The organism is Inquilinus ginsengisoli (assembly GCF_031453975.1).
Classification (GTDB): domain Bacteria; phylum Pseudomonadota; class Alphaproteobacteria; order DSM-16000; family Inquilinaceae; genus Inquilinus; species Inquilinus ginsengisoli_A.
The window spans coordinates 64,997-82,876 of record NZ_JAVDPW010000004.1 but is presented as its reverse complement, the minus strand read 5'-3'; the positions used below and the strand labels follow the sequence as shown (position 1 = coordinate 82,876).

General features: G+C 69.6%; 17 protein-coding genes and 1 other RNA gene. 12 read left to right on the top strand and 6 right to left on the bottom strand.

Annotation, left to right across the window (positions count from 1 at the left end):
* Nucleotides 1–85 precede the first annotated feature (85 nt).
* Nucleotides 86–3,214 carry a LysM peptidoglycan-binding domain-containing protein gene (locus E9232_RS11870; protein ID WP_309794214.1) on the top strand — a complete coding sequence of 1,043 codons (3,129 nt, stop codon included), beginning with the start codon at nt 86–88 and terminating at the stop codon, nt 3,212–3,214.
* 158 nt (nt 3,215–3,372) lie between these two features.
* Here the strand turns inward: E9232_RS11870 and E9232_RS11865 are convergent, their stop codons facing one another.
* Nucleotides 3,373–3,837 carry a dihydroneopterin aldolase gene (locus E9232_RS11865; RefSeq protein WP_309794213.1) on the bottom strand — a complete coding sequence of 155 codons (465 nt, stop codon included), beginning with the start codon at nt 3,835–3,837 and terminating at the stop codon, nt 3,373–3,375.
* 187 nt (nt 3,838–4,024) lie between these two features.
* Nucleotides 4,025–5,164, bottom strand: coding sequence for a succinylglutamate desuccinylase/aspartoacylase family protein (locus E9232_RS11860; protein WP_309794212.1), 1,140 nt, complete (start codon nt 5,162–5,164; stop codon nt 4,025–4,027).
* A gap of 280 nt (nt 5,165–5,444) precedes the next feature.
* Between E9232_RS11860 and E9232_RS11855 the strand changes: the two genes are divergently transcribed.
* Nucleotides 5,445–6,755 (top strand): ammonium transporter, encoded by a 1,311-nt coding sequence (locus E9232_RS11855; protein WP_309794211.1) that lies wholly within the window; start codon nt 5,445–5,447, stop codon nt 6,753–6,755.
* A gap of 7 nt (nt 6,756–6,762) precedes the next feature.
* On the opposite strand, the gene E9232_RS11850 is transcribed toward E9232_RS11855, so the two are convergent.
* Entirely contained in the window at nt 6,763–7,764 is a 1,002-nt protein-coding gene (locus E9232_RS11850) for a LysR family transcriptional regulator (protein WP_309794210.1), read from the bottom strand.
* 92 nt (nt 7,765–7,856) lie between these two features.
* Here E9232_RS11850 and E9232_RS11845 point away from each other — a divergent pair, with 92 nt between their 5' ends.
* Nucleotides 7,857–8,615, top strand: coding sequence for an SDR family oxidoreductase (locus tag E9232_RS11845; protein ID WP_309794209.1), 759 nt, complete (start codon nt 7,857–7,859; stop codon nt 8,613–8,615).
* A 126-nt stretch (nt 8,616–8,741) separates the two neighbouring features.
* On the opposite strand, the gene E9232_RS11840 is transcribed toward E9232_RS11845, so the two are convergent.
* Nucleotides 8,742–9,215: a MarR family winged helix-turn-helix transcriptional regulator gene (locus E9232_RS11840; protein ID WP_309794208.1), complete on the bottom strand. Its 474-nt coding sequence runs from the start codon at nt 9,213–9,215 to the stop codon at nt 8,742–8,744.
* Nucleotides 9,216–9,317: 102 nt separating this feature from the next.
* On the opposite strand from E9232_RS11840, the gene E9232_RS11835 reads away from it, so the two are divergent.
* On the top strand, nt 9,318–9,692 hold the full coding sequence (locus tag E9232_RS11835; protein WP_309794207.1) for a cupin domain-containing protein: 375 nt from the start codon (nt 9,318–9,320) through the stop codon (nt 9,690–9,692).
* Nucleotides 9,693–9,814: 122 nt separating this feature from the next.
* Nucleotides 9,815–10,192 (top strand): COG4315 family predicted lipoprotein, encoded by a 378-nt coding sequence (locus tag E9232_RS11830; RefSeq protein WP_309794206.1) that lies wholly within the window; start codon nt 9,815–9,817, stop codon nt 10,190–10,192.
* A gap of 77 nt (nt 10,193–10,269) precedes the next feature.
* Here the strand turns inward: E9232_RS11830 and gap are convergent, their stop codons facing one another.
* Nucleotides 10,270–11,277 carry a type I glyceraldehyde-3-phosphate dehydrogenase gene (gap, locus tag E9232_RS11825; RefSeq protein ID WP_309794205.1) on the bottom strand — a complete coding sequence of 336 codons (1,008 nt, stop codon included), beginning with the start codon at nt 11,275–11,277 and terminating at the stop codon, nt 10,270–10,272.
* Nucleotides 11,278–11,302: 25 nt separating this feature from the next.
* On the bottom strand, nt 11,303–13,294 hold the full coding sequence (tkt, locus tag E9232_RS11820) for a transketolase (protein WP_309794204.1): 1,992 nt from the start codon (nt 13,292–13,294) through the stop codon (nt 11,303–11,305).
* A 260-nt stretch (nt 13,295–13,554) separates the two neighbouring features.
* Here tkt and E9232_RS11815 point away from each other — a divergent pair, with 260 nt between their 5' ends.
* The 7 genes from E9232_RS11815 to E9232_RS11785 all read left to right on the top strand — a co-directional run bounded on the left by E9232_RS11815 (nt 13,555) and on the right by E9232_RS11785 (nt 17,873).
* On the top strand, nt 13,555–14,652 hold the full coding sequence (locus tag E9232_RS11815; RefSeq protein ID WP_309794203.1) for an Ldh family oxidoreductase: 1,098 nt from the start codon (nt 13,555–13,557) through the stop codon (nt 14,650–14,652).
* 36 nt (nt 14,653–14,688) lie between these two features.
* Nucleotides 14,689–14,919 (top strand): hypothetical protein, encoded by a 231-nt coding sequence (locus E9232_RS11810; RefSeq protein WP_309794202.1) that lies wholly within the window; start codon nt 14,689–14,691, stop codon nt 14,917–14,919.
* A 4-nt stretch (nt 14,920–14,923) separates the two neighbouring features.
* Nucleotides 14,924–15,259, top strand: coding sequence for a cell division protein ZapA (locus E9232_RS11805; protein WP_309794201.1), 336 nt, complete (start codon nt 14,924–14,926; stop codon nt 15,257–15,259).
* A 13-nt stretch (nt 15,260–15,272) separates the two neighbouring features.
* Nucleotides 15,273–15,431, top strand: a non-coding RNA gene (ssrS, locus tag E9232_RS11800) — 6S RNA.
* A 15-nt stretch (nt 15,432–15,446) separates the two neighbouring features.
* Entirely contained in the window at nt 15,447–16,052 is a 606-nt protein-coding gene (locus E9232_RS11795) for a 5-formyltetrahydrofolate cyclo-ligase (protein ID WP_309794855.1), read from the top strand.
* Between the two features lie 11 nt (nt 16,053–16,063).
* Nucleotides 16,064–16,903, top strand: coding sequence for a TIGR00282 family metallophosphoesterase (locus tag E9232_RS11790; RefSeq protein ID WP_309794200.1), 840 nt, complete (start codon nt 16,064–16,066; stop codon nt 16,901–16,903).
* Between the two features lie 220 nt (nt 16,904–17,123).
* On the top strand, nt 17,124–17,873 hold the full coding sequence (locus tag E9232_RS11785) for a YebC/PmpR family DNA-binding transcriptional regulator (RefSeq protein ID WP_309794199.1): 750 nt from the start codon (nt 17,124–17,126) through the stop codon (nt 17,871–17,873).
* The last annotated feature ends 7 nt before the right edge of the window (nt 17,874–17,880 follow it).

Sequence of the window (17,880 nt, the reverse complement as noted above, 5' to 3'; positions counted from 1 at the left end):
AGTTTCATATGACTGACAAAAAAGGGAAACCTTCCCACCCTATCCTTCCCGGCAAGTCCCGAAACGGATTCGCCAGGAAACCCCCGTGTCCTATCGCATCGACGACGCTGCGCGGAACCGCTACGCCCGCAACGGCGGCACCACCACGCCGCTGCCGCAGGACAAGGCCCAGGCCTTCCAGCGGGCGCTGGCCGAGGCGCTGCAGCATCGCTCCGAAGCCGGCGGTCCCGGGGCGCTGCAGCCGGGGCATGACCGGGTGTTCGTCGCCGACAAGGACGACAGCCTGTGGCGCATCGCGCAGGAGAACGACGTCAGCTACGCCGAGCTGCTGGCTGCCAACCGGCGCACCGACATGCCGGACTCCGGCCAGATCGACCCGGGCGAGATCATCTTCGTGCCCAATGTGTCGCCGGAAAAAGCCGCGCACACGCCGGAGGACGGCAAGGGCGTGCCGTCCGGCGAGACCGCCTTCGTCAACGATCTCTATGACCGCGGCAACGCGCTGGAATATGCGGACCAACCGCAAGCGGTCGACTACCCCGGCGAGACCGCGGACATCCAGGCGGATGTGCGCAGCTATCTCGACGCCCTGCCGGCCGCGCAGCGCCAGGACGCGGCCCTGCGCCTGACCAGCCAGGATTGGCGCGACGCCGGGCCGGCCGGCACCGCGGTGACGCAGGCGGTGCGGGCGGAAGGGCTGCAGACCGATGCCGGGATGGTGGTCGCCGACCGGCTCTACGCGAGGGGCAACCAGCTGGAATATGCCGACGACCCCGCCGGCATCGACTACCCCCACGAGACCGATGCCCTGACCAGCCAGGTCCAGGCCTATCTCGACACCCTGCCGCCCGGCGACCGGCAGCAGGCGGTGCAGCAGCTCTACGACCGCGACTGGCGCGACGCCGGCCCGGCCCAGACCGCGATCGAGGCGGCGGCAAAGCGCGAAAACCTGGTTCTCGCCCCCACCACCCATGCCGGCCCCGATGTCGAGCAGGCGGCGCGCGCCATCACCACCCGCGCCCAGGCCGCCGGCACGCCGGATGCCCGCTACAAGGTCCTGGCCGACGCCTATGCCGGCGCCTCGCCGCAGGTGCGGGCTGCGCTGCAGCAGGGCGACGCGGGACGGGCCATTGTCGACGGGGCCGCGCAATGGGCGGTCGACGGGCTGAAGGATGTCGACAAGGCGGCTGGCGACGCCGTGCCGGAGCTGCAGTTGATGCAGCGGCTCGACCAGCTCACCGCCGGCACCGACAAGACCCTGGCGACTCGGCTGATGACGGCGGCGGTGCCGAAGATCGAGGCGGCGAACCAGGCCTCGCTGCACGGCCCGATCGGGACGCCGCTGCAGACCGGGCCGGACGGCGCCCGGCTGCTGATGCAGGTCACCGGCTGGATCGCCGGCACGCCGGATGGCGATGCCGCGATCCAGCGCCTGGCCCAGATCGGCTTCTACGACCGCGACGCGGTCCGCAACGCCATCGGCGCCGGCGAGAACCCGGCCTATGCGCTGGCCCTGGCCAATGGCGGCGGCACCCAGGTGCTGAAGGACGACGTGCTGGCCGGCATGGATCAGTTCAAGGGCCAGGTCGGCCGCGATATCGACGCCGCCGACAAGAACCGGCTGGAGCTCGACTGGCGCTCCGCCAACTACCAGGGCGCGATGACGCCGGACCAGCTCGACGCCGCCGTCGCGGCGTTCAAGCGGGACAATCCCGACTGGGAGACGAAGCAGGCGGTGCTGGACCGGACCGTCGCCGCGGACGGCGAGAAGCTGTTGACCCAGATCCAGGCGCTGCAGTCGCTGCCGTCGGGCCTGGCCGGTCAGCAGGGGGCGGCGGATGCCAGGATCAAGCAGATCCTGGACGACCCCAAGGTGATGCGGGCGATGCAGCAGGCCATGCAGGCGAATCCGGGGATGCTCGACTCGCCGGCGACGCAGGCCACCATCGGCAATCTGGCGCGGCTCAGCGACCGCGGCCGCAAGCTGGCGGAGGAGGCGGCGACGCAATGGGCCCGGCGCGCCCTGTCGGACGCGCTCAACCCCACCGCCTCCGGCCAGCCGCAGAACATCGCGCAGGTCAAGGCGACCATCACCCGGTTCGAGACCACGGGTGCCCGCATCCTGGGCATGTCCGACGTCGATGTGCGCAAGGCGACCGCGCTGCTGCAGGACGCACTGCCCCAGCCCGGCGAGACCGAGGCGGACGTTCAGCGGCGGCTGTCGACGCTGGACCAGAAGTTGGAAAACCTGGTCAGCCGCGAGGGCATCAAGAGCTTCGGCCGCCGCGAGCGGCTGGGGCAGCTGTTCCGCGGCATCGGCTTCGCCGCTGCCGCTGTCACCCTGACCCAGTCGGCTCCCAAGGCCTTCGCAGACCCCAATGTCCGCAACGTGCTGAAGGCCTCGGCCGACGCCGTGGGGCTGAGCCAGAAGTCGATCGAGCTGATGAGCGCGGTCGGCATCCTGGGCGACGACAACAAGGCGGTGAAGCTGCTGGGCGGCAGCGACCGGCCGCTGGTCAAGGGCCTCGGGGTGTTCGGCGCCATCTTCGACCTGGCCAATGCCGGCGACGCCTTCGAGCGCGGCGACGTGCCGAGCGGGACGCTATATCTGACCGCTGCCACCGGCACGGTGATCGCGGCGCTCGGCACCGGCACCATGGCGGGGCCGGTCGGCCTGACCATCGTGATCGCCTCGGTGATCGGTCAGATGGTGTGGGGCCAGATCTCCAAGGTGCGGGAATCCAACCGCTTCATGAACGACACCTCGGCAGAGTTCCTGCGCTTCGCCGGCTTCAACGATGGCCCCGCGCACGCCCTGGTCGACCAGAGCGGCGAGGGCTACAGCCCGGTGCCGCTCTTGGTGAAATACGCCGAGGTGAAGGGCTACGACCTGACCAAGCCGGACCAGCAGAAGGCCTTCACCGACTGGATCAACGCCATGCCGGCGGACAAGCTGGCGACGCTGCGCGACAACATCCACCACACGCTGGACGCGGCGAAGGGCGATGTCGGGACGTTCGGCAAGACCGCTGCCAGCGATTCCGGCTATGCCGATGTGAACCACCGGCCCACGGTCAATGCCGGCCGTGGCGGGACCGTCTCGCAGCCCAGCGTGGCCGACAAGATCCGGGATGGCGACGCCGCGCCGGCCTCGGCGGCCCAGCTCGACATCGCGCTGGGCGTGCTGGGATTGGCCACACTGCCGCAGCGGTAAGGACCTGCTTCGGGTTCTTCTGGTGTCATTGCCTGGCTTGACCGGGCAATCCAGGGGCCGTCAAGAACTGCTCTCGCCGCCCCTGGATGCCACGGTCAAGCCGTGGCATGACAAATGAGAGAGGTCGGCGGGTTTGTTCCGGCGCCTCTCCCCCGGGTTCAGCCCTGGCGCCGCCGTTCGAAGCGGACGCCGATCGATTCGGCCTCGGGGAAGATGTCCAGCTTCTCGACCTCGGCCACCGCCCGCAGCACCATCGGGTGGGCCATGGCGAGATCCAGCACATGCTCGGCGACGGTCTCGATCAGGCGGACATGGTCGCCCTCGGCCATGGCGTGCAGGCCCTGCACCAGCCCCTCATAGGAGGGGACGCGGCCGATGTCGTCGCCGATGCCGCCCTGCGGCTGCTCGACCTCCATCTCGACGCTGATGCGGACGCGCTGGCGGCGCTCCTCCTCCTCGGCATAGACGCCGATCGACATCGGTACGGTGAAGTTGCGCAGCCGGATCAGATAGGTGGCCGGGCGCGCCGGCTCGGCGGCCGGCTGGGGGTCAACCGGCTTCAAGCCGGGGCCGGCCACGCCGCGCATGGCGAGCGAGGCGGGGGAACGGAAGGCAATGGTCATGGCACTGTACGGTCCGGATGGCGGACCCGGGCCGTGACTCTGCCGGCCGGGGGTCCGATGGCGTGGCACGGGCAATCTGGCCGTGCGATGGCCTCAGGAGGGCGCATCCTGCCGTGTTCGGCCGGAGAAGGCGAGCGCGAAATGTGGGCGGCCGCCGCATGGCGCCCACCTCCCGGTCCGAAGCGGCTCAGCTGGTCAGCAGCGTCGCCCCATGCCCGGCGATCGGTTCGGCGCCGGCGATCTTGGCGATAATGTCGCCCGGCCGCGCCAACCGGTGCAGGCAGACCGACCACAGCAGGCCGTCGACCCCGGCATGGATCGGGGTGCGCGCCTGCGCCGGGTCGGCAGTGGGGTCGACGATGTCGGCGACATGGTCGCCGCGGCGCAGCCGGGTGCCCAAGGGTTGGGCATAGGTGACGATGCCGGCCACCGGCGCGCGCAGCATCTGGTTGCCGGCCAGCGGCGTGGCCTTGCACAGCGCCTCCGGCAGCGCCCCTGGGTCGCCGGCCAGGATGCCGCGGCGCTGCAGGAAGCGCACCAGCGCATCGGCGTCGGCCTCGGCCGTGGCGTCGTCGACATCAGCCTGGCCGCGCAGCTCGATCGTCGCCGCCAGGCAGGCCGGGGGCAGCGGATGGGTGCCGCCCAGCAGCTTGGCCAGCGCCCACCATGGCGCCGAATTCGCCTCGTCGAACGGATTGTCGCCGGAATCCTCCGCCAGCAGCACCGCTCGGGCGTGGAACTGGCGGCTCAGATCCTCGGCGTCCGGCCACAGCGCCGTGCCGACATAGACATGCACCGGCGCCTGGTTGTCGCAATGCAGGTCGAGCACGATGTCGGCGTCGATGGACAGGCCCAGCAGGGTCTTGCGCAGGGCGCCGACCTCATCCAGCGGCTGCTGCTCCGCCAGCGCCGCCAACAGGGCCGCCCGCACCAGCCGGACGTTGCGCGCAGGGTCGTCGGTCAGCTGCCCGGCGAGGCGCGGGGCGACGATCGGGGCCAGGTCGGGGTAGTGGCGGTTGAAGTTGCCGCGGCCGTCCAGGGCGAAGCGGCCGACATGGCTTTCCAGCACCGATTGCGCCAGGCCGATCGGGTTGGCGCTCGGCACCACCACGATTTCGCCCCGGATCGCGCCGGCCGCGTCCAGCGCGTCGAGGCGGCGGACCAGGTGATGCGCGGCCAGCATGCCCGGCAGCTCGTCGGCATGCAGCCCGGCCTGGATGTAGACCTTGGGCCGGGCGCCCGGCTGGCCATAGCGGTGCACGGTGACGCCGCGACGGGTTCCGGGGGCGACGGAGGGCAGGGGAATCTGGCTGGTGGTCCGGGTCATGGCGGCACTCTGCAAAAGGGCGCGGCACCCTAGCGCAGTGCCCAAGCCGCGGTCATCCGCCACGACGGCACGGCTGCGGATCAAATTTTGGTCAGTGCCGCGCCGATTGCACAAAATTTATTCATTGCTGCTGGATTGGGCCACCAAGCCGCCCGGCTTGGCGGGTCGTGGCAAAACCGGCACGGCACTTGCTTGATCACCGGCGAAGGGCGGTTCGTGCCGGTGCCGACAGGGCGGCTGCCGACCGTCAGCCGATAAGATAAAGGCTGGAGACAACTCGATGAAGCGGACGTTTTGGGGATTGGGAGGCGTGGTCGCCGCCTTGCTGACGGCGCTGCCGGCAATGGCGCAGGATGCGGCAGCAGCGACGCCGACACTGAATTCAGGCGACACCGCCTGGATGATGACGTCGAGCGCGCTGGTCCTGATGATGACCATTCCGGGTCTGGCGCTGTTCTACGGCGGCATGGTCCGCAAGGCCAATGTGCTGGCCATGCTGATGCAGTGCTTCGCCATCACCGCCCTGGTCAGCATCGTCTGGATGGTGCTGGGCTACAGCCTGGCCTTCGGCCCCGGCGGCGCCTGGATCGGCGACCTGTCGCGCGGCTTCCTGAAGGGCCTCGACGTCAACGCGCTCAGCGGGACGATCCCCGAGAGCGTGTTCATGATGTTCCAGATGACCTTCGCGATCATCACCCCGGCGCTGATCGTCGGCGCCTTCGCCGACCGCATGAAGTTCTCGTCGCTGCTGGTCTTCATCACCCTGTGGTCGATCATCGTCTACTCGCCGATCGCGCATTGGGTGTGGCAGTCGAATGGCTGGCTGTTCTCGAAGGGCGTGCTCGACTTCGCCGGCGGCACGGTGGTGCACATCAACGCCGGCATCGCCGGCCTCGTCGCCTGCATCTTCATCGGCAAGCGCAAGGGTTACGGCACCGCCTCGGCCCATGCCTTCGCGCCGCACAACCTGGTGCTCAGCGTGATCGGCGCCTCGCTGCTGTGGGTGGGCTGGTTCGGCTTCAACGCCGGCTCGGCGCTGGCTGCGGGCGGCCTGTCCGGCATGGCCTTCGCCGTGACCCACATCGCCACCGCCGCGGCGGCGCTGTCCTGGATGTTCGTGGAATGGGCCGCCAAGGGGAAGCCCAGCGTGCTCGGCGTCATCTCCGGCGCCGTGGCCGGCCTGGTCGCGATCACCCCGGCCTCCGGCTTCGTCAACCCGATGGGCGCGCTGGCGATCGGCATCGCCGCGGGCATCATCTGCTACCTCGCTGCCACCTCGGTGAAGCGGGCGCTCGGCTATGACGACTCGCTCGACGTGTTCGGCGTGCACTGCGTCGGCGGCATCGTCGGCGCGCTCCTGACCGGCGTCTTCGCCGATCCGGCGGTCAACTCGCTCGGCACCGGCCTGCTCTACGGCAATCCCGGCCAGGTCTGGATCCAGGTCGAAGGCGTCGCGGCGACGCTGGTCTGGAGCGGTGTGGTCACCCTGGTGCTGCTGTTCGTGATCAAGGCGGTCATGGGCATCCGGGTTTCGGAAGAGGCGGAGCGCGACGGCCTCGACCTCGCCCTGCATGGCGAGGCGGTGCAGTAGCCTCCGCTCAATCAACGGCCAGACTTGGGGGCGTCCTTCGGGACGCCCCTTTTTTGTACGCTCTGGGCCGATCCTCAGGGCGGGACGCATCGTCGCCCTCGCGCCGCCACGCTGGATGCGACAGGCGCGAGATCAAGAAGTCGGAGAGAGCATCGACCTTCGCCGCGCGGGCCCGCGCCGTGGGCGTGACGAAATAGATCCCGCCTTCCGGCAGGCGCCAGCCGGGAAGGATGGCCTGCAGCCTCCCCGCCGCCAGATGCTCGGCGGCGATGAACTCCGGGAGCTCGGCGATCGCCAGACCCTCCAGCAGGGTCGGCAGCAGGGCGTCGACATTGGTGACGCGCAGCGGGCCGGTCGGCGTGACCGTGGCCTCCTCGCCTGCCGCATTGGTCAAGCGCCAGACGTCCCGCTTCGCGCGGTAGGCGTAACCCAGGCAGTGATGCGCGGCCAGGTCGTCGGGATGCCGGGGCAGGCCGTGGCGCGCAATATAGGACGGGGCCGCGACGATGAAGCGACGGACCGGCACGATCTGGCGCGCCACGAGCGAGGAATCCTCCATCACGGCGATGCGCAGCGCAGCGTCGAAGCCCTCGCCGATCAGGTCGGCGACAGCGTCGCTCAGGTGCAGGTCGACGGAAACCTCGGGATAGCGCCGGAAGAAATCCGGCAGGATCGGCGCAACCGACCGTAGGCCGAACGACATCGGCACCGCCAGCCGGACCAGGCCGTGGGGCCGGCTGGTCGTCGCCCGCGCCAGATGCTCCACCTCCTCGGCCTCGGCATAGATCCGCGTCGCCCGCTCGGCCAACCCCTGGCCGAAATCGGTGAGGGCGAGGCGGCGTGAGCTGCGGTTGAACAGCCGGCCGCCCAGCCGGTCCTCCAGCCGGGTCACCGCGCGCGAGACGGTGGCGACGGAGACGCCCAGGGCGCGTGCCGCACCGGCATAGGACCGCTCCTCCGCCACCTTGGCGAACATGGCGAGGCCTTCGAAATCCGGCAGCCGGGACATCTGCAATCCTGCAACGATGGCTTTCATTCCTTTCTACTTCGGAAATGCGCGCCAGGCCACATCTCTACCCCGCCAACACAAGGAGACACGCCATGGCACGCAGACTCGAAGGCAAGATCGCGGTCATCACCGGTGGCAGCACCGGCATCGGCCTCGCCACCGCAAAGCGCTTCGCCGCCGAAGGCGCGCGGGTGTTCATCACCGGCCGCGACCGGGCCAAGCTCGATGCCGCAGTGGCGGCGATCGGCCCGTCCGCCACCGCCATTCAGGCGGATTCGGCCAATCTCTCGGACCTCGACCGGCTCTATCAGCGGGTGAAGGCCGATGCCGGGCGCATCGACGTCCTGTTCGCCAATGCCGGAGGCGGCTCGAACCTGCCGCTCGGCGCCATCACCGAGGCGCAGTACGACGACACCTTCGGCCGCAACGTGAAGGGCGTGCTGTTCACGGTGCAGAAGGCGCTGCCGCTGCTCGCCAAGGGTGCGTCGGTGATCCTGACCGGGTCGACCGCGGGGGCGATGGCGATGCCTGCCTTCAGCGTCTATGGCGCGTCGAAGGCCGCGGTTCGCAACCTCGTGCGCCATTGGACGCTCGACCTCAAGGGCCGGGGGATCCGCATCAACGTGCTCAGCCCCGGGCCGACCAAGACGCCGGGTCTGGTGGGCCTGGCCGGTGACGATGCCGCCGCGCAGCAGGGCCTGCTCGACTATCTCGCCACCGAGCAGGTGCCGCTCGGCCGGGTCGCCGATCCCGACGAGATCGCCGCGGCGGCGCTGTTCCTGGCCTCCGACGACGCCAGCTTCGTCACCGGGAGCGAATTGTTCGCGGATGGCGGCCAGGCGCAGGTCTGACCGTCCTGAGCCTCGGGAGGCATCCGGAAATGCCCCAGGCCGTCTCCGACGGCGTGATCACGGGCTTCCGCATGCTGGAGGGCAGCTTCGAGGTCTCCCGGAAGGCGAGGGGCTAGCCCGGCCGGGCTAGGCCTGGCCTGGGCGCCTGGCCGTGCCCGCATACAGCAGGTCGAGGGCGTGGTTGAGCGCGGCGAAGCCGTCGGGGCCGAGCAGGGCGCGGTACTCGGCCTCGATCCGCAGCTTCACAGCGTTGGCGTCGGTCATCACCGCGAGGCCGGCCGGGGTCAGGACGACCAGCCGGCCGCGCCCGTCCTGCGGGTCCGGGCGGCGTTCGACGATGCCGTCGCGCGCGAGGTCGTCGACCAGCTGCTGCACCGCCTGCTTGGTCAGGCCCATGCGGCCGGGTAGGGCGGATTGCGGCAGGCCGTTCGGCCCGAGATGGGCCAGCACGCCGGCTCGCGCCTCGCCGAACCAGCCATGGCCCAAGGCCACCATCCCCGCCTCGAACTGCGCCTTCCAGGCCCGGCTGAGGCGCCACAGCCGCCAGCCGACATGGTCGATCAGCTCGGGGTAGGCGATATCGTCAAGTGTCTTGACCATTTTCGATCCGCCGGGTACCGTCAAGAAACTTGACGATCATCCCGTCGAAGATGCCCTCCGGCGGGTCGGCGTTCAAGGGATTCCCAAGGGAAAGGTCGGCTCATGCCTGTCATCTCCGCCTCCGACGCGCCGCGCTTCACGCTGCCGGGCGTCACCTTCACCGGGCTGGCGGCGCCCAGCCGCGGGTCCTCCGAGACCTCGGTGTGGCGCATCGCGCTCGACCCCGGCGCGCCGGGGGCGCCGCATCGCGTCACCCGCGAGGAGATCTTCATCGCCATCGCCGGCAGCGCCGTCGCCACCATCGGCGCGGACCGGCACGAGATCGCGGCGGGCAGCGCCATCGTCATCCCGGCCGACACCGAGTTCTCCCTGGCCAACCCCGGGGACCGGCCGTTCGAGGCGGTGGTGGTGCTGCCGGTCGGCGGCCAGGCGGCCTATAGCGGCCAGGAGCCGTTCACCCCACCCTGGGCGGTCTGACACGGCCGGCGGGCCCCCGAGGCGGCCGTGCCCGGTTCATGGGCAACCTCCGGTGCCGGCCGGACGAACAGTCGGACGGGAGGCCGGCGTTCCGTCGCACCTCCCCCTCGGGAGGAACCGCAATGAAACTCATCGCATTCAGCGTCGCGGCTGCGCTCGTCGCTGCCGCATCGGCCTTCGCCGCGGAGCCGGCGATGATCATGACCACCTCGGCCGGCAAGGCCTACACCGACGCCAAGGGCATGACCCTCTACGTCTATGACAAGGACGAGGCGGGCAAGTCGAACTGCTACGACAAATGCGCCGCCAACTGGCCGCCCTTCAAGGCCGCGGCCGGCGCCAAGGCCGAGGACGAATGGACCATCGTCCAGCGGACCGACGGCACTGCGATGTGGGCCTATGACGGCAAGCCGGTCTACACCTACGTCAAGGACCAAAAGACCGGCGACGCCACCGGCGAAGGCGCCGGCGGGGTCTGGCACGTCGCCAAGCCCGATTGACCGATCGCCCGATCAATCAATACCGGAAACAGAGAGGGCGGCCGAAGCCGCCCTCTCGCAGTCCGAAGCGGATCAGCTCAGCCGGCCTTCGACATCGCGATCGCGGTGTCGCCCATCCGGTTGGAGAAGCCCCATTCGTTGTCGTACCAGCTCATCACCCGGACGAAGGTGCCGTCGATCACCTTGGTCTCGTTGATCGCGAAGATCGACGAGCGGGCATCGTGGTTGAAGTCGGTCGACACCAGGTCTTCCTCGTAATAGCCGAGGATGTCTTTGAGCTTGCCGTCGGCGGCCTGCTTGATCGCCGCGTTGACCTCCTCGACCGTGGTCGGGCGCTTGGCGACGAACTTGAAGTCGACCACCGAGACATTCGGCGACGGCACGCGGATCGAGGTGCCGTCCAGCTTGCCCGCCAGCTCCGGCAGCACCTTGCCGACGGCCTTGGCGGCGCCGGTCGAGGTCGGGATCAGGTTCAGCGCGGCGGCGCGGGCGCGGTGCAGGTCCTTGTGCATCGTGTCGACGATGCGCTGGTCGCCGGTGTAGCTGTGGATCGTGGTCATGAAGCCGTGATCGATGCCGATCGCGTCATGCAGCACCGAGGCGACGGGCGCCAGGCAGTTGGTGGTGCAGGAGGCGTTGGAGACGATCTTGTGCGCAGCGGTCAGCTTGTGGTGGTTGACGCCGTAGACGACGGTCAGGTCTTCGTCGGTCGCCGGGGCCGAGATCAGCACCTTCCTGGCGCCGGCCGTCAGCTGCTTCGCCGCGTCGTCGCGCTTGGTGAAGATGCCGGAGCATTCCAGCGCGATCTCGACGTCCAACGCGCCCCAGGGCAGCTGGGTCGGGTCGCGATGCTGCACCGCCTTGATGTGGCGGCCGTTGACGATCAGCGTGTCGCCCTCGACCTGGACGTCGAACGGCGCGCGGCCGTGGACGCTGTCGTACTTCAGCAGATGCGCGTTGGTCTTGACGTCGGCGAGGTCGTTGATCGCGACGACCTCGATGTCCTTGCGGCCGGATTCGATCAGCGCCCGCAGCACCAGACGCCCGATGCGCCCGAACCCGTTGATGGCAACCTTAACGGCCATGTCGTCTTCTCCGATCCGATGGTCTTTAGATCTTGGCCTTGGCGGCGGCGACGACCGCCTCGGCCGTGATTCCGAAATGCTTGTACAGCTGCTCGTAGGGGCCTGAGGCACCGAAGCCGGTCATGCCGACGAAGGCGCCGTCCGACCCGATATAGTGGTCCCAGCCCTGGCGCACGCCGGCCTCGACCGCGATCTTCACCAGGCCCTGGCCCAGCACCTTGCGGCGGTATTCGGCCGGCTGGCGGTCGAACAGCGCGGTGCAGGGCATCGAGACCAGGCGGGTGCCGATGCCCTCGGCCTCCAGCGCGTCGCGCGCCTCGTTGGCGATCGAGACCTCCGAGCCGGTGGCGACCAGCAGCACCCGCGGCGTGCCGGTGGCCTCGCGCAGGATGTAGCCGCCCTTGGCGGAAAGGTTCTCAGCGGTGGCGCCCAGCCGCAGCGTCGGCAGGTTCTGGCGGGTCAGCGCCAGCACCGACGGGGCGTCCTGGGTCTCCAGCGCGATCTGCCACGCTTCGGCCGTCTCGACCGCGTCGCAGGGGCGGAAGACCATGAGGTGCGGGATGGCGCGCAGCGCCGCGACATGCTCGACCGGCTGATGGGTCGGGCCGTCCTCGCCGAGGCCGATCGAGTCATGGGTCATGACGAAGACCACCCGCTGGCGCATCAGCGAGGCCAGCCGGATCGACGGGCGGCAATAGTCGGTGAAGGTCAGGAAGGTGGCGCCGTAGGGGATGATGCCGCCATGCAGCGTCAGCCCGTTCATCGCCGCCGCCATGCCGTGCTCGCGCACGCCGTAGCGGACGTAGCGGCCGCCGTACTTGCCCGGCTCGATGTCGGTCGAGGCCTTGGTCTTGGTGTTGTTCGACGGGGTCAGGTCGGCCGACCCGCCGATCAGTTCCGGGATCAGCGGCACCAGCAGCTCCAGCACCTGGCCGGAGGCGGTGCGGGTGGCGAGGCTCGGCTTGGCCTCCGAGGTCTCGGCCTTGAACTTCGCGATCACGCCGTCGAGGCCGGCGGGCAGGGTGCCGTCCATGGCGTGGCGGAAATCGGCGCGGGCTTCGGCCGGGGTCTTCGCCAGGCGGGCCTCCCAGGCCGTGCGCTCGGCATGGCCGCGCTGGCCGACCTCGCGCCAGGCCGCGATCGTGGCCTCCGGCACCTCGAAGGGCGGGTAGGGCCAGTTGAGGTTGGCGCGGGTGGCCGCGACCTCGTCCTTGCCCAGCGGCGAGCCGTGGGTGGCGCTGGTGCCCTGCTTGTTCGGGGCGCCGAAGCCGATGGTGGTGCGGCAGGCGATCAGGCTGGGCCGCTCATCGGCCAGCGCCGCGTCGATGGCGGCGGCGATCGCGTCGGTGTCGTGGCCGTCGACGCGCTGGACGTGCCAGTGATAGCCCTCGAAGCGCTTCTGGACGTCGTCGCTGAAGGACAGCGAGGTCGGGCCGTCGATCGTGATGTGGTTGTCGTCGTAGAGCACGATCAGCCGGCCGAGCTTCAGATGCCCGGCCAGCGAGCAGGCCTCGTGGCTGATCCCTTCCTCGAGGTCGCCGTCGCCGCAGGTGACCCAGGTGTGGTGGTTCACCAGGTCGTCGCCGAAGCGGGCGTTCAGGATGCGCTCGGCCAGCGCGAAGCCGACGGAGTTGCCCAGGCCCTGGCCCAACGGACCGGTCGTGGTCTCGATCCCGGCCTCGTGGTCGACCTCGGGATGGCCCGCGGTGTGGTGGCCGAGCTGGCGGAAATGCTTGATCTCGTCGATCGTGATCTTGCTGTTGCCGGTGAGGTACAGCAGCGAATAGAGCAGCATCGAGCCGTGGCCGCCCGACAGGATGAAGCGGTCGCGGTCGGCCCAGGTCGGGGCGGCGGCGTCGAACTTCAGGTAGCGGCTGAACAGCACGGTGGCGACGTCGGCCATGCCCATCGGCATGCCGGGATGGCCGCTTTTGGCGGCTTCCACCGCGTCCAGGGACAGGAAACGTATGGCGTTCGCCATGTCGTTGTGCGTCACGGTCCGGGAGCTGTCGGTCATGGCATCGATCCGATGAGGGCACGGGGAACCCGACGGTCTCCCGTCAGGGGCGGGGCACCATGCAGCCCTGGTCGCGTCGCGTCAATGCCACCATAGGCCTGGATGCGGGACCCATCGTCACGCTAGATAAGTCGGACAATCCAGGATGATTGCTCTTGAGCAATCATCCCCCGGCGATCGCCCTGGCGATCATCCCTCGGCGATTGCCCTTGCAATCGTCCGGAACCGGGCACGACGGATATCGGAGCGGGAGACGCGCGATGGAGCGGTTCGACGGGGTGCGCTTGCCGAAGGCGGCGCTGGAGGAGTTCGCGGCGGCGCTGCTGCGCGGCGCCGGGGCGTCGCCGGAGAGCGCGGCCGCGACGGCGCGGGCGATGACCGACGCTTCCTCCCGTGGTGTCGACACCCATGGCGTGCGGCTGGTGCCGTTCTATCTCGACCAGCTGCAGAACCGGCGGATGAACGTTGCCCCTGATGTCACCGTGACCCGCACCGCGCCCGCCTGCGTCGTGGTCGATGCCGGCGGCGGCCTCGGCCACCTCGCCAGCTACCGCGCCATCGACGAGGCGGCGGCGCTGGCGGAGGAATCGGGGATCGCCGCCGCCGCCGTCACCAACTCGACCCATCACGGCGCCACCGGCGTCTATGCTCTGGAGGCGGCGCGCCGCGGCTTCATCGCCATCGGCTGCACCCATGCCGATGCCCTGGTGGTGCCGCATGGCGGCATCAAGCCGTTCTTCGGCACCAACCCGATCAGCTTTGCCGCGCCGGCGCCGGGCGAGGAGCCGGTGCTGCTGGACATGGCGACCAGCGCCATCCCGCTGAACCGCGTGCATCTGCGCCGCGACACCGGCACGAAGCTGCCGCCGGAGGTCGCGGTCGGCGACGACGGCGTCATGACCACCGATGCGCATGTCGCCACCGGGCTGATCCCGGTCGGCGGCCTGGCCTATGGCTACAAGGGTGCCGGGCTGGCGATGATGGTCGAGATCCTGTGCGCCGCCCTGACCGGCATGCCGCACGGCTTCCGCATGACCAAGTTCACCGGGCCGGGCCAGCCGGTCACCATCGGCCACTTCTTCCTGCTGCTGAAGCCGCAGGCTTTCGACGCCGGCGGCTATGCCGCGACGATGGCGGCGATCCTCGGCGATCTCCGCTCGCAGCCGGCCCAGGCCGGGCAGGAGGTGATGGCGCCGGGCGACCCGGAGAAGCGCGAGGCAGCGTCGCGCGCGGCCCTCGGCGTGCCGCTCGACCGCCGCACCTGGGGGCGGCTGGTGGAGTTCGCCGGGACCGTCGGCGTGGCCGTGCCGGAGGCGACCGCCGAGGCTTCCGTTGACGGCGGGGGGAGTGCCGCATAGTTTCACGACAATGACGCTGGATCTGGATTCCCTGCGATGACCGGGCTGACCGCCGAGATTGATCGCCTGGAGCGCGCCCTGGAACGCCTGGACACCGCGCTGGCGGACCAGGCGGAGCGCCGCCAGAAGCAGATCGACGAGATCATGGACCGCGTGCGTACGCAGGCGGTGACCGAGATCGAGACCGAGCTGCGCGAGGATACGGCGACAGTGGCGGCGCGGGTCAATCAGGTGATCCAGCGTATCGAGACCCTTCTGGAAAAGTAACGCAGTGGCCCGGGTCGAAATCACACTCAACAATCGCGTCTACCCGATCGCCTGTGAAGACGGGCAGGAGGGGCGGGTGCGCGACGTCGCCGCCTTCCTGGAAGAGCGGATCCGCGAGATCCAGGGATCCGTGCGGTCGGTGACCGACATGCATCTCATGGTCATGGTCGGCCTGATGCTCGGCGACGAACTGCTGGACCTGCGCGACGAAAAGCGAGTGCCGGCGCCGCTTCCCGTGGCTCCGCCGCCGGGGCCGCTGGAGGATCCGGCGCTGGCCGCAAGGCTGCAGAAACTGGCCGATCGGATCGAGGCCATTGCGGCCAGGGTCGAGACGCCCTAAATCTCATCCCGTAGCGGGGCTGCGCGGCGCGACAGGTCGATTGTCCCTGGGGCCGTAGCACTTCTCTTAGGGAGCTGTCCCTGCCGGGACCGTGGTCCCGGCACATGGCGCCCACCTGCTGATGCAGGGCCCAAGAGGAGACATAATGACCACCGGCCGAGGCGGCTCCGCTGCGCTTCTTTCCACCCTGTCCGACGACGCCGATCTGCGCGACGCCAAGAAGGCCTTCCGGGCCGAGGCCCGCGCCCGACGCGCGGCCTATCACGCGCTGCATGGCGCCGGGGCGGGCGACCGGCTGCGCGACAACGTCCTTGCCGCGATTCCCTTCGCCGCCGGCGCGGTGGTGAGCGCCTATCTCCCGATCGACGACGAGCTCGACCCGCTGCCGCTGCTGGCCGCGGCGCTGGCGCGCGGCCATGCCGCCTGCGTCCCGGTGGTGCAGGGCAAGGCCCAGCCGCTGGTGTTCCGCGACTGGACGCCGGGGGCGCCGCTGGTCTCCGGCGTGTTCGGGGTGGCGGTGCCGGCCCCGACGGCGCCGGAGCGGGTGCCGGACCTGCTGTTCGTGCCGCTGCTCGGCTTCGATCGCCAGGGTTTCCGCATGGGTTACGGCGCCGGCTTCTACGACCGCACCCTGGCGAAGTTGCGGGCGGCCGGAGCGGAGTCGGGGCGCCCGGTGCTGGCCGTCGGCATCGGCTATGCCGGCCAGGAGGTGGCGGCGGTGCCGACCGGACTGCACGACCAGGCGCTGGACTGGATCGTCACGGATCGCGAAGCGATCCGCATCACACCTTAGACGGATACTCGATGCGCATACTGTTCCTGGGGGACGTCGTCGGCCGCGCCGCCCGCACCGCCGTGATCGCACAACTGCCGCGCCTGCGGCAGCGCCTGGACCTCGATTTCGTCGTGGTCAACGGCGAGAACTCGGCCGGCGGCTTCGGCATCACCCCGAAGATCGCCGAGGAGTTCTACGATGCCGGGGTCGACTGCCTGACCACCGGCAACCATGTCTGGGACCAGCGCGAGCTGCTGGGCACCATCGATCGCGACTCCCGCATGGTGCGGCCGGCCAACTTTCCGCCCGGCACGCCCGGCCGTGGCGCGACGCTGCTGCAGGACCGCAGCGGGCGGCAGGTGCTGGTGATCAACATCATGGCGCGGCTGTTCATGGACCCGCTCGACGACCCCTTCGCCGTGGTCGACCGGCTGCTGGCCGACACCGGGATGCCCGGGGTGGTCGATGCCATCGTGGTCGACTTCCACGGCGAGGCGTCGAGCGAGAAGATGGCGATGGGCCATCATCTCGATGGCCGGGTCTCGCTGGTGGTCGGCACCCACACCCACATCCCGACCTCCGACCTGCACATCCTGCGCGGCGGCACCGCCTACCAGACCGATGCCGGCATGTGCGGCGACTACGACAGCGTCATCGGCATGGTGAAGGAGCCGGCGGTCGCCCGCTTCATCCGCAAGATGCCGACCGAGCGGCTGACCCCGGCCGAGGGCCAGCCGACCATCTGCGGCCTGGTGCTGGAGACCGACGACGCGACGGGACTCGCGCGCCGGGTCGAGCCGTTGCGCATCGGCGGCAGGCTGTCGCCGGCCTGGCCCAGCGGTTTCGCGCCGGCCGATCCCGCGGCCTGAACCGGAATTCATCCTATTTCTCTGGAATTGCGTCTATCTGGTTGTGGCGAAATGGAATCCGGCGGGTAGGGAAATTCGCCGGATCTTCCCTCCGAACCACAAAACGGCCATAGTCTCGCGCTAACGCGGCGCAGGGGATCGTGCGGTGGCGCTTGTCGTCGCCGGGCCGGCCGCATATGTCTCCCGCCGCGAGTCTCCCTAGTCAGTCAGGCGTAGCCCCATGGCCGGTCATTCACAGTTCAAGAACATCATGCATCGCAAGGGCGCGCAGGACGCCAAGCGGGGCAAGATCTTCACCAAGCTCCAGCGCGAAATCACCATCTCGGCGAAGCTCGGCCTTCCCGACCCGGCGATGAATCCGCGCCTGCGCGCCGCCATCCAGGCCGCGCGCAAGGAGAACATGCCGAAGGACAACATCGAACGCGCGATCAAGCGCGCGACCGGTGACGGCGACGACAGCGATTACGTGGAAATCCGGTACGAAGGCTACGGCCCGGCCGGCATCGCCGTGATCGTCGAGGCGCTGACCGACAACCGCAACCGCACCGCGGCGGAAGTGCGCTCGACCTTCGCCAAGCATGGCGGGTCGCTGGGCGAGACCAACTCGGTCAGCTTCATGTTCAACCGGATCGGCGAGATCGTCTTCCCGGCCAAGGCCGCCAGCGCCGACGCGGTGTTCGAGGCGGCGCTGGAGGCCGGCGCCGACGATGTGCAGAGCGACGACGAGAGCCACACCGTCACCACCTCGATCGAGGGCTATGCCGGCGTGCGCGAAGCCCTGGAAGAGAAGTTCGGCGCGCCCGATTCCGCCGGGCTGGTCTGGCGCCCGCTCAACACGGTTCCCGTGAACGAGGAGCAGGGGGCGTCGCTGCTGAAGCTGCTCGACACGCTCGAGGACAATGACGACGTGCAGCGGGTCTCGGCCAATTTCGAGATTCCGGACGACATCATGGCGCGGCTCACGGCCTGAGCCGGGG

Bases quoted from the DNA above. Each gene is read 5' to 3' on its own strand.
- E9232_RS11785 (WP_309794199.1), top strand. From the start codon at position 17,124: ATGGCCGGTCATTCACAGTTCAAGAACATCATGCATCGCAAGGGCGCG.
- E9232_RS11830 (WP_309794206.1), top strand. From the start codon at position 9,815: ATGAAACTCATCGCATTCAGCGTCGCGGCTGCGCTCGTCGCTGCCGCA.
- E9232_RS11855 (WP_309794211.1), top strand. From the start codon at position 5,445: ATGAAGCGGACGTTTTGGGGATTGGGAGGCGTGGTCGCCGCCTTGCTG.
- E9232_RS11810 (WP_309794202.1), top strand. From the start codon at position 14,689: ATGACCGGGCTGACCGCCGAGATTGATCGCCTGGAGCGCGCCCTGGAA.
- E9232_RS11790 (WP_309794200.1), top strand. From the start codon at position 16,064: ATGCGCATACTGTTCCTGGGGGACGTCGTCGGCCGCGCCGCCCGCACC.
- E9232_RS11815 (WP_309794203.1), top strand. From the start codon at position 13,555: ATGGAGCGGTTCGACGGGGTGCGCTTGCCGAAGGCGGCGCTGGAGGAG.
- E9232_RS11835 (WP_309794207.1), top strand. From the start codon at position 9,318: ATGCCTGTCATCTCCGCCTCCGACGCGCCGCGCTTCACGCTGCCGGGC.
- tkt (WP_309794204.1), bottom strand. From the start codon at position 13,294: ATGACCGACAGCTCCCGGACCGTGACGCACAACGACATGGCGAACGCC.
- E9232_RS11865 (WP_309794213.1), bottom strand. From the start codon at position 3,837: ATGACCATTGCCTTCCGTTCCCCCGCCTCGCTCGCCATGCGCGGCGTG.
- E9232_RS11845 (WP_309794209.1), top strand. From the start codon at position 7,857: ATGGCACGCAGACTCGAAGGCAAGATCGCGGTCATCACCGGTGGCAGC.
- E9232_RS11860 (WP_309794212.1), bottom strand. From the start codon at position 5,164: ATGACCCGGACCACCAGCCAGATTCCCCTGCCCTCCGTCGCCCCCGGA.
- E9232_RS11840 (WP_309794208.1), bottom strand. From the start codon at position 9,215: ATGGTCAAGACACTTGACGATATCGCCTACCCCGAGCTGATCGACCAT.
- gap (WP_309794205.1), bottom strand. From the start codon at position 11,277: ATGGCCGTTAAGGTTGCCATCAACGGGTTCGGGCGCATCGGGCGTCTG.
- E9232_RS11850 (WP_309794210.1), bottom strand. From the start codon at position 7,764: ATGTCCCGGCTGCCGGATTTCGAAGGCCTCGCCATGTTCGCCAAGGTG.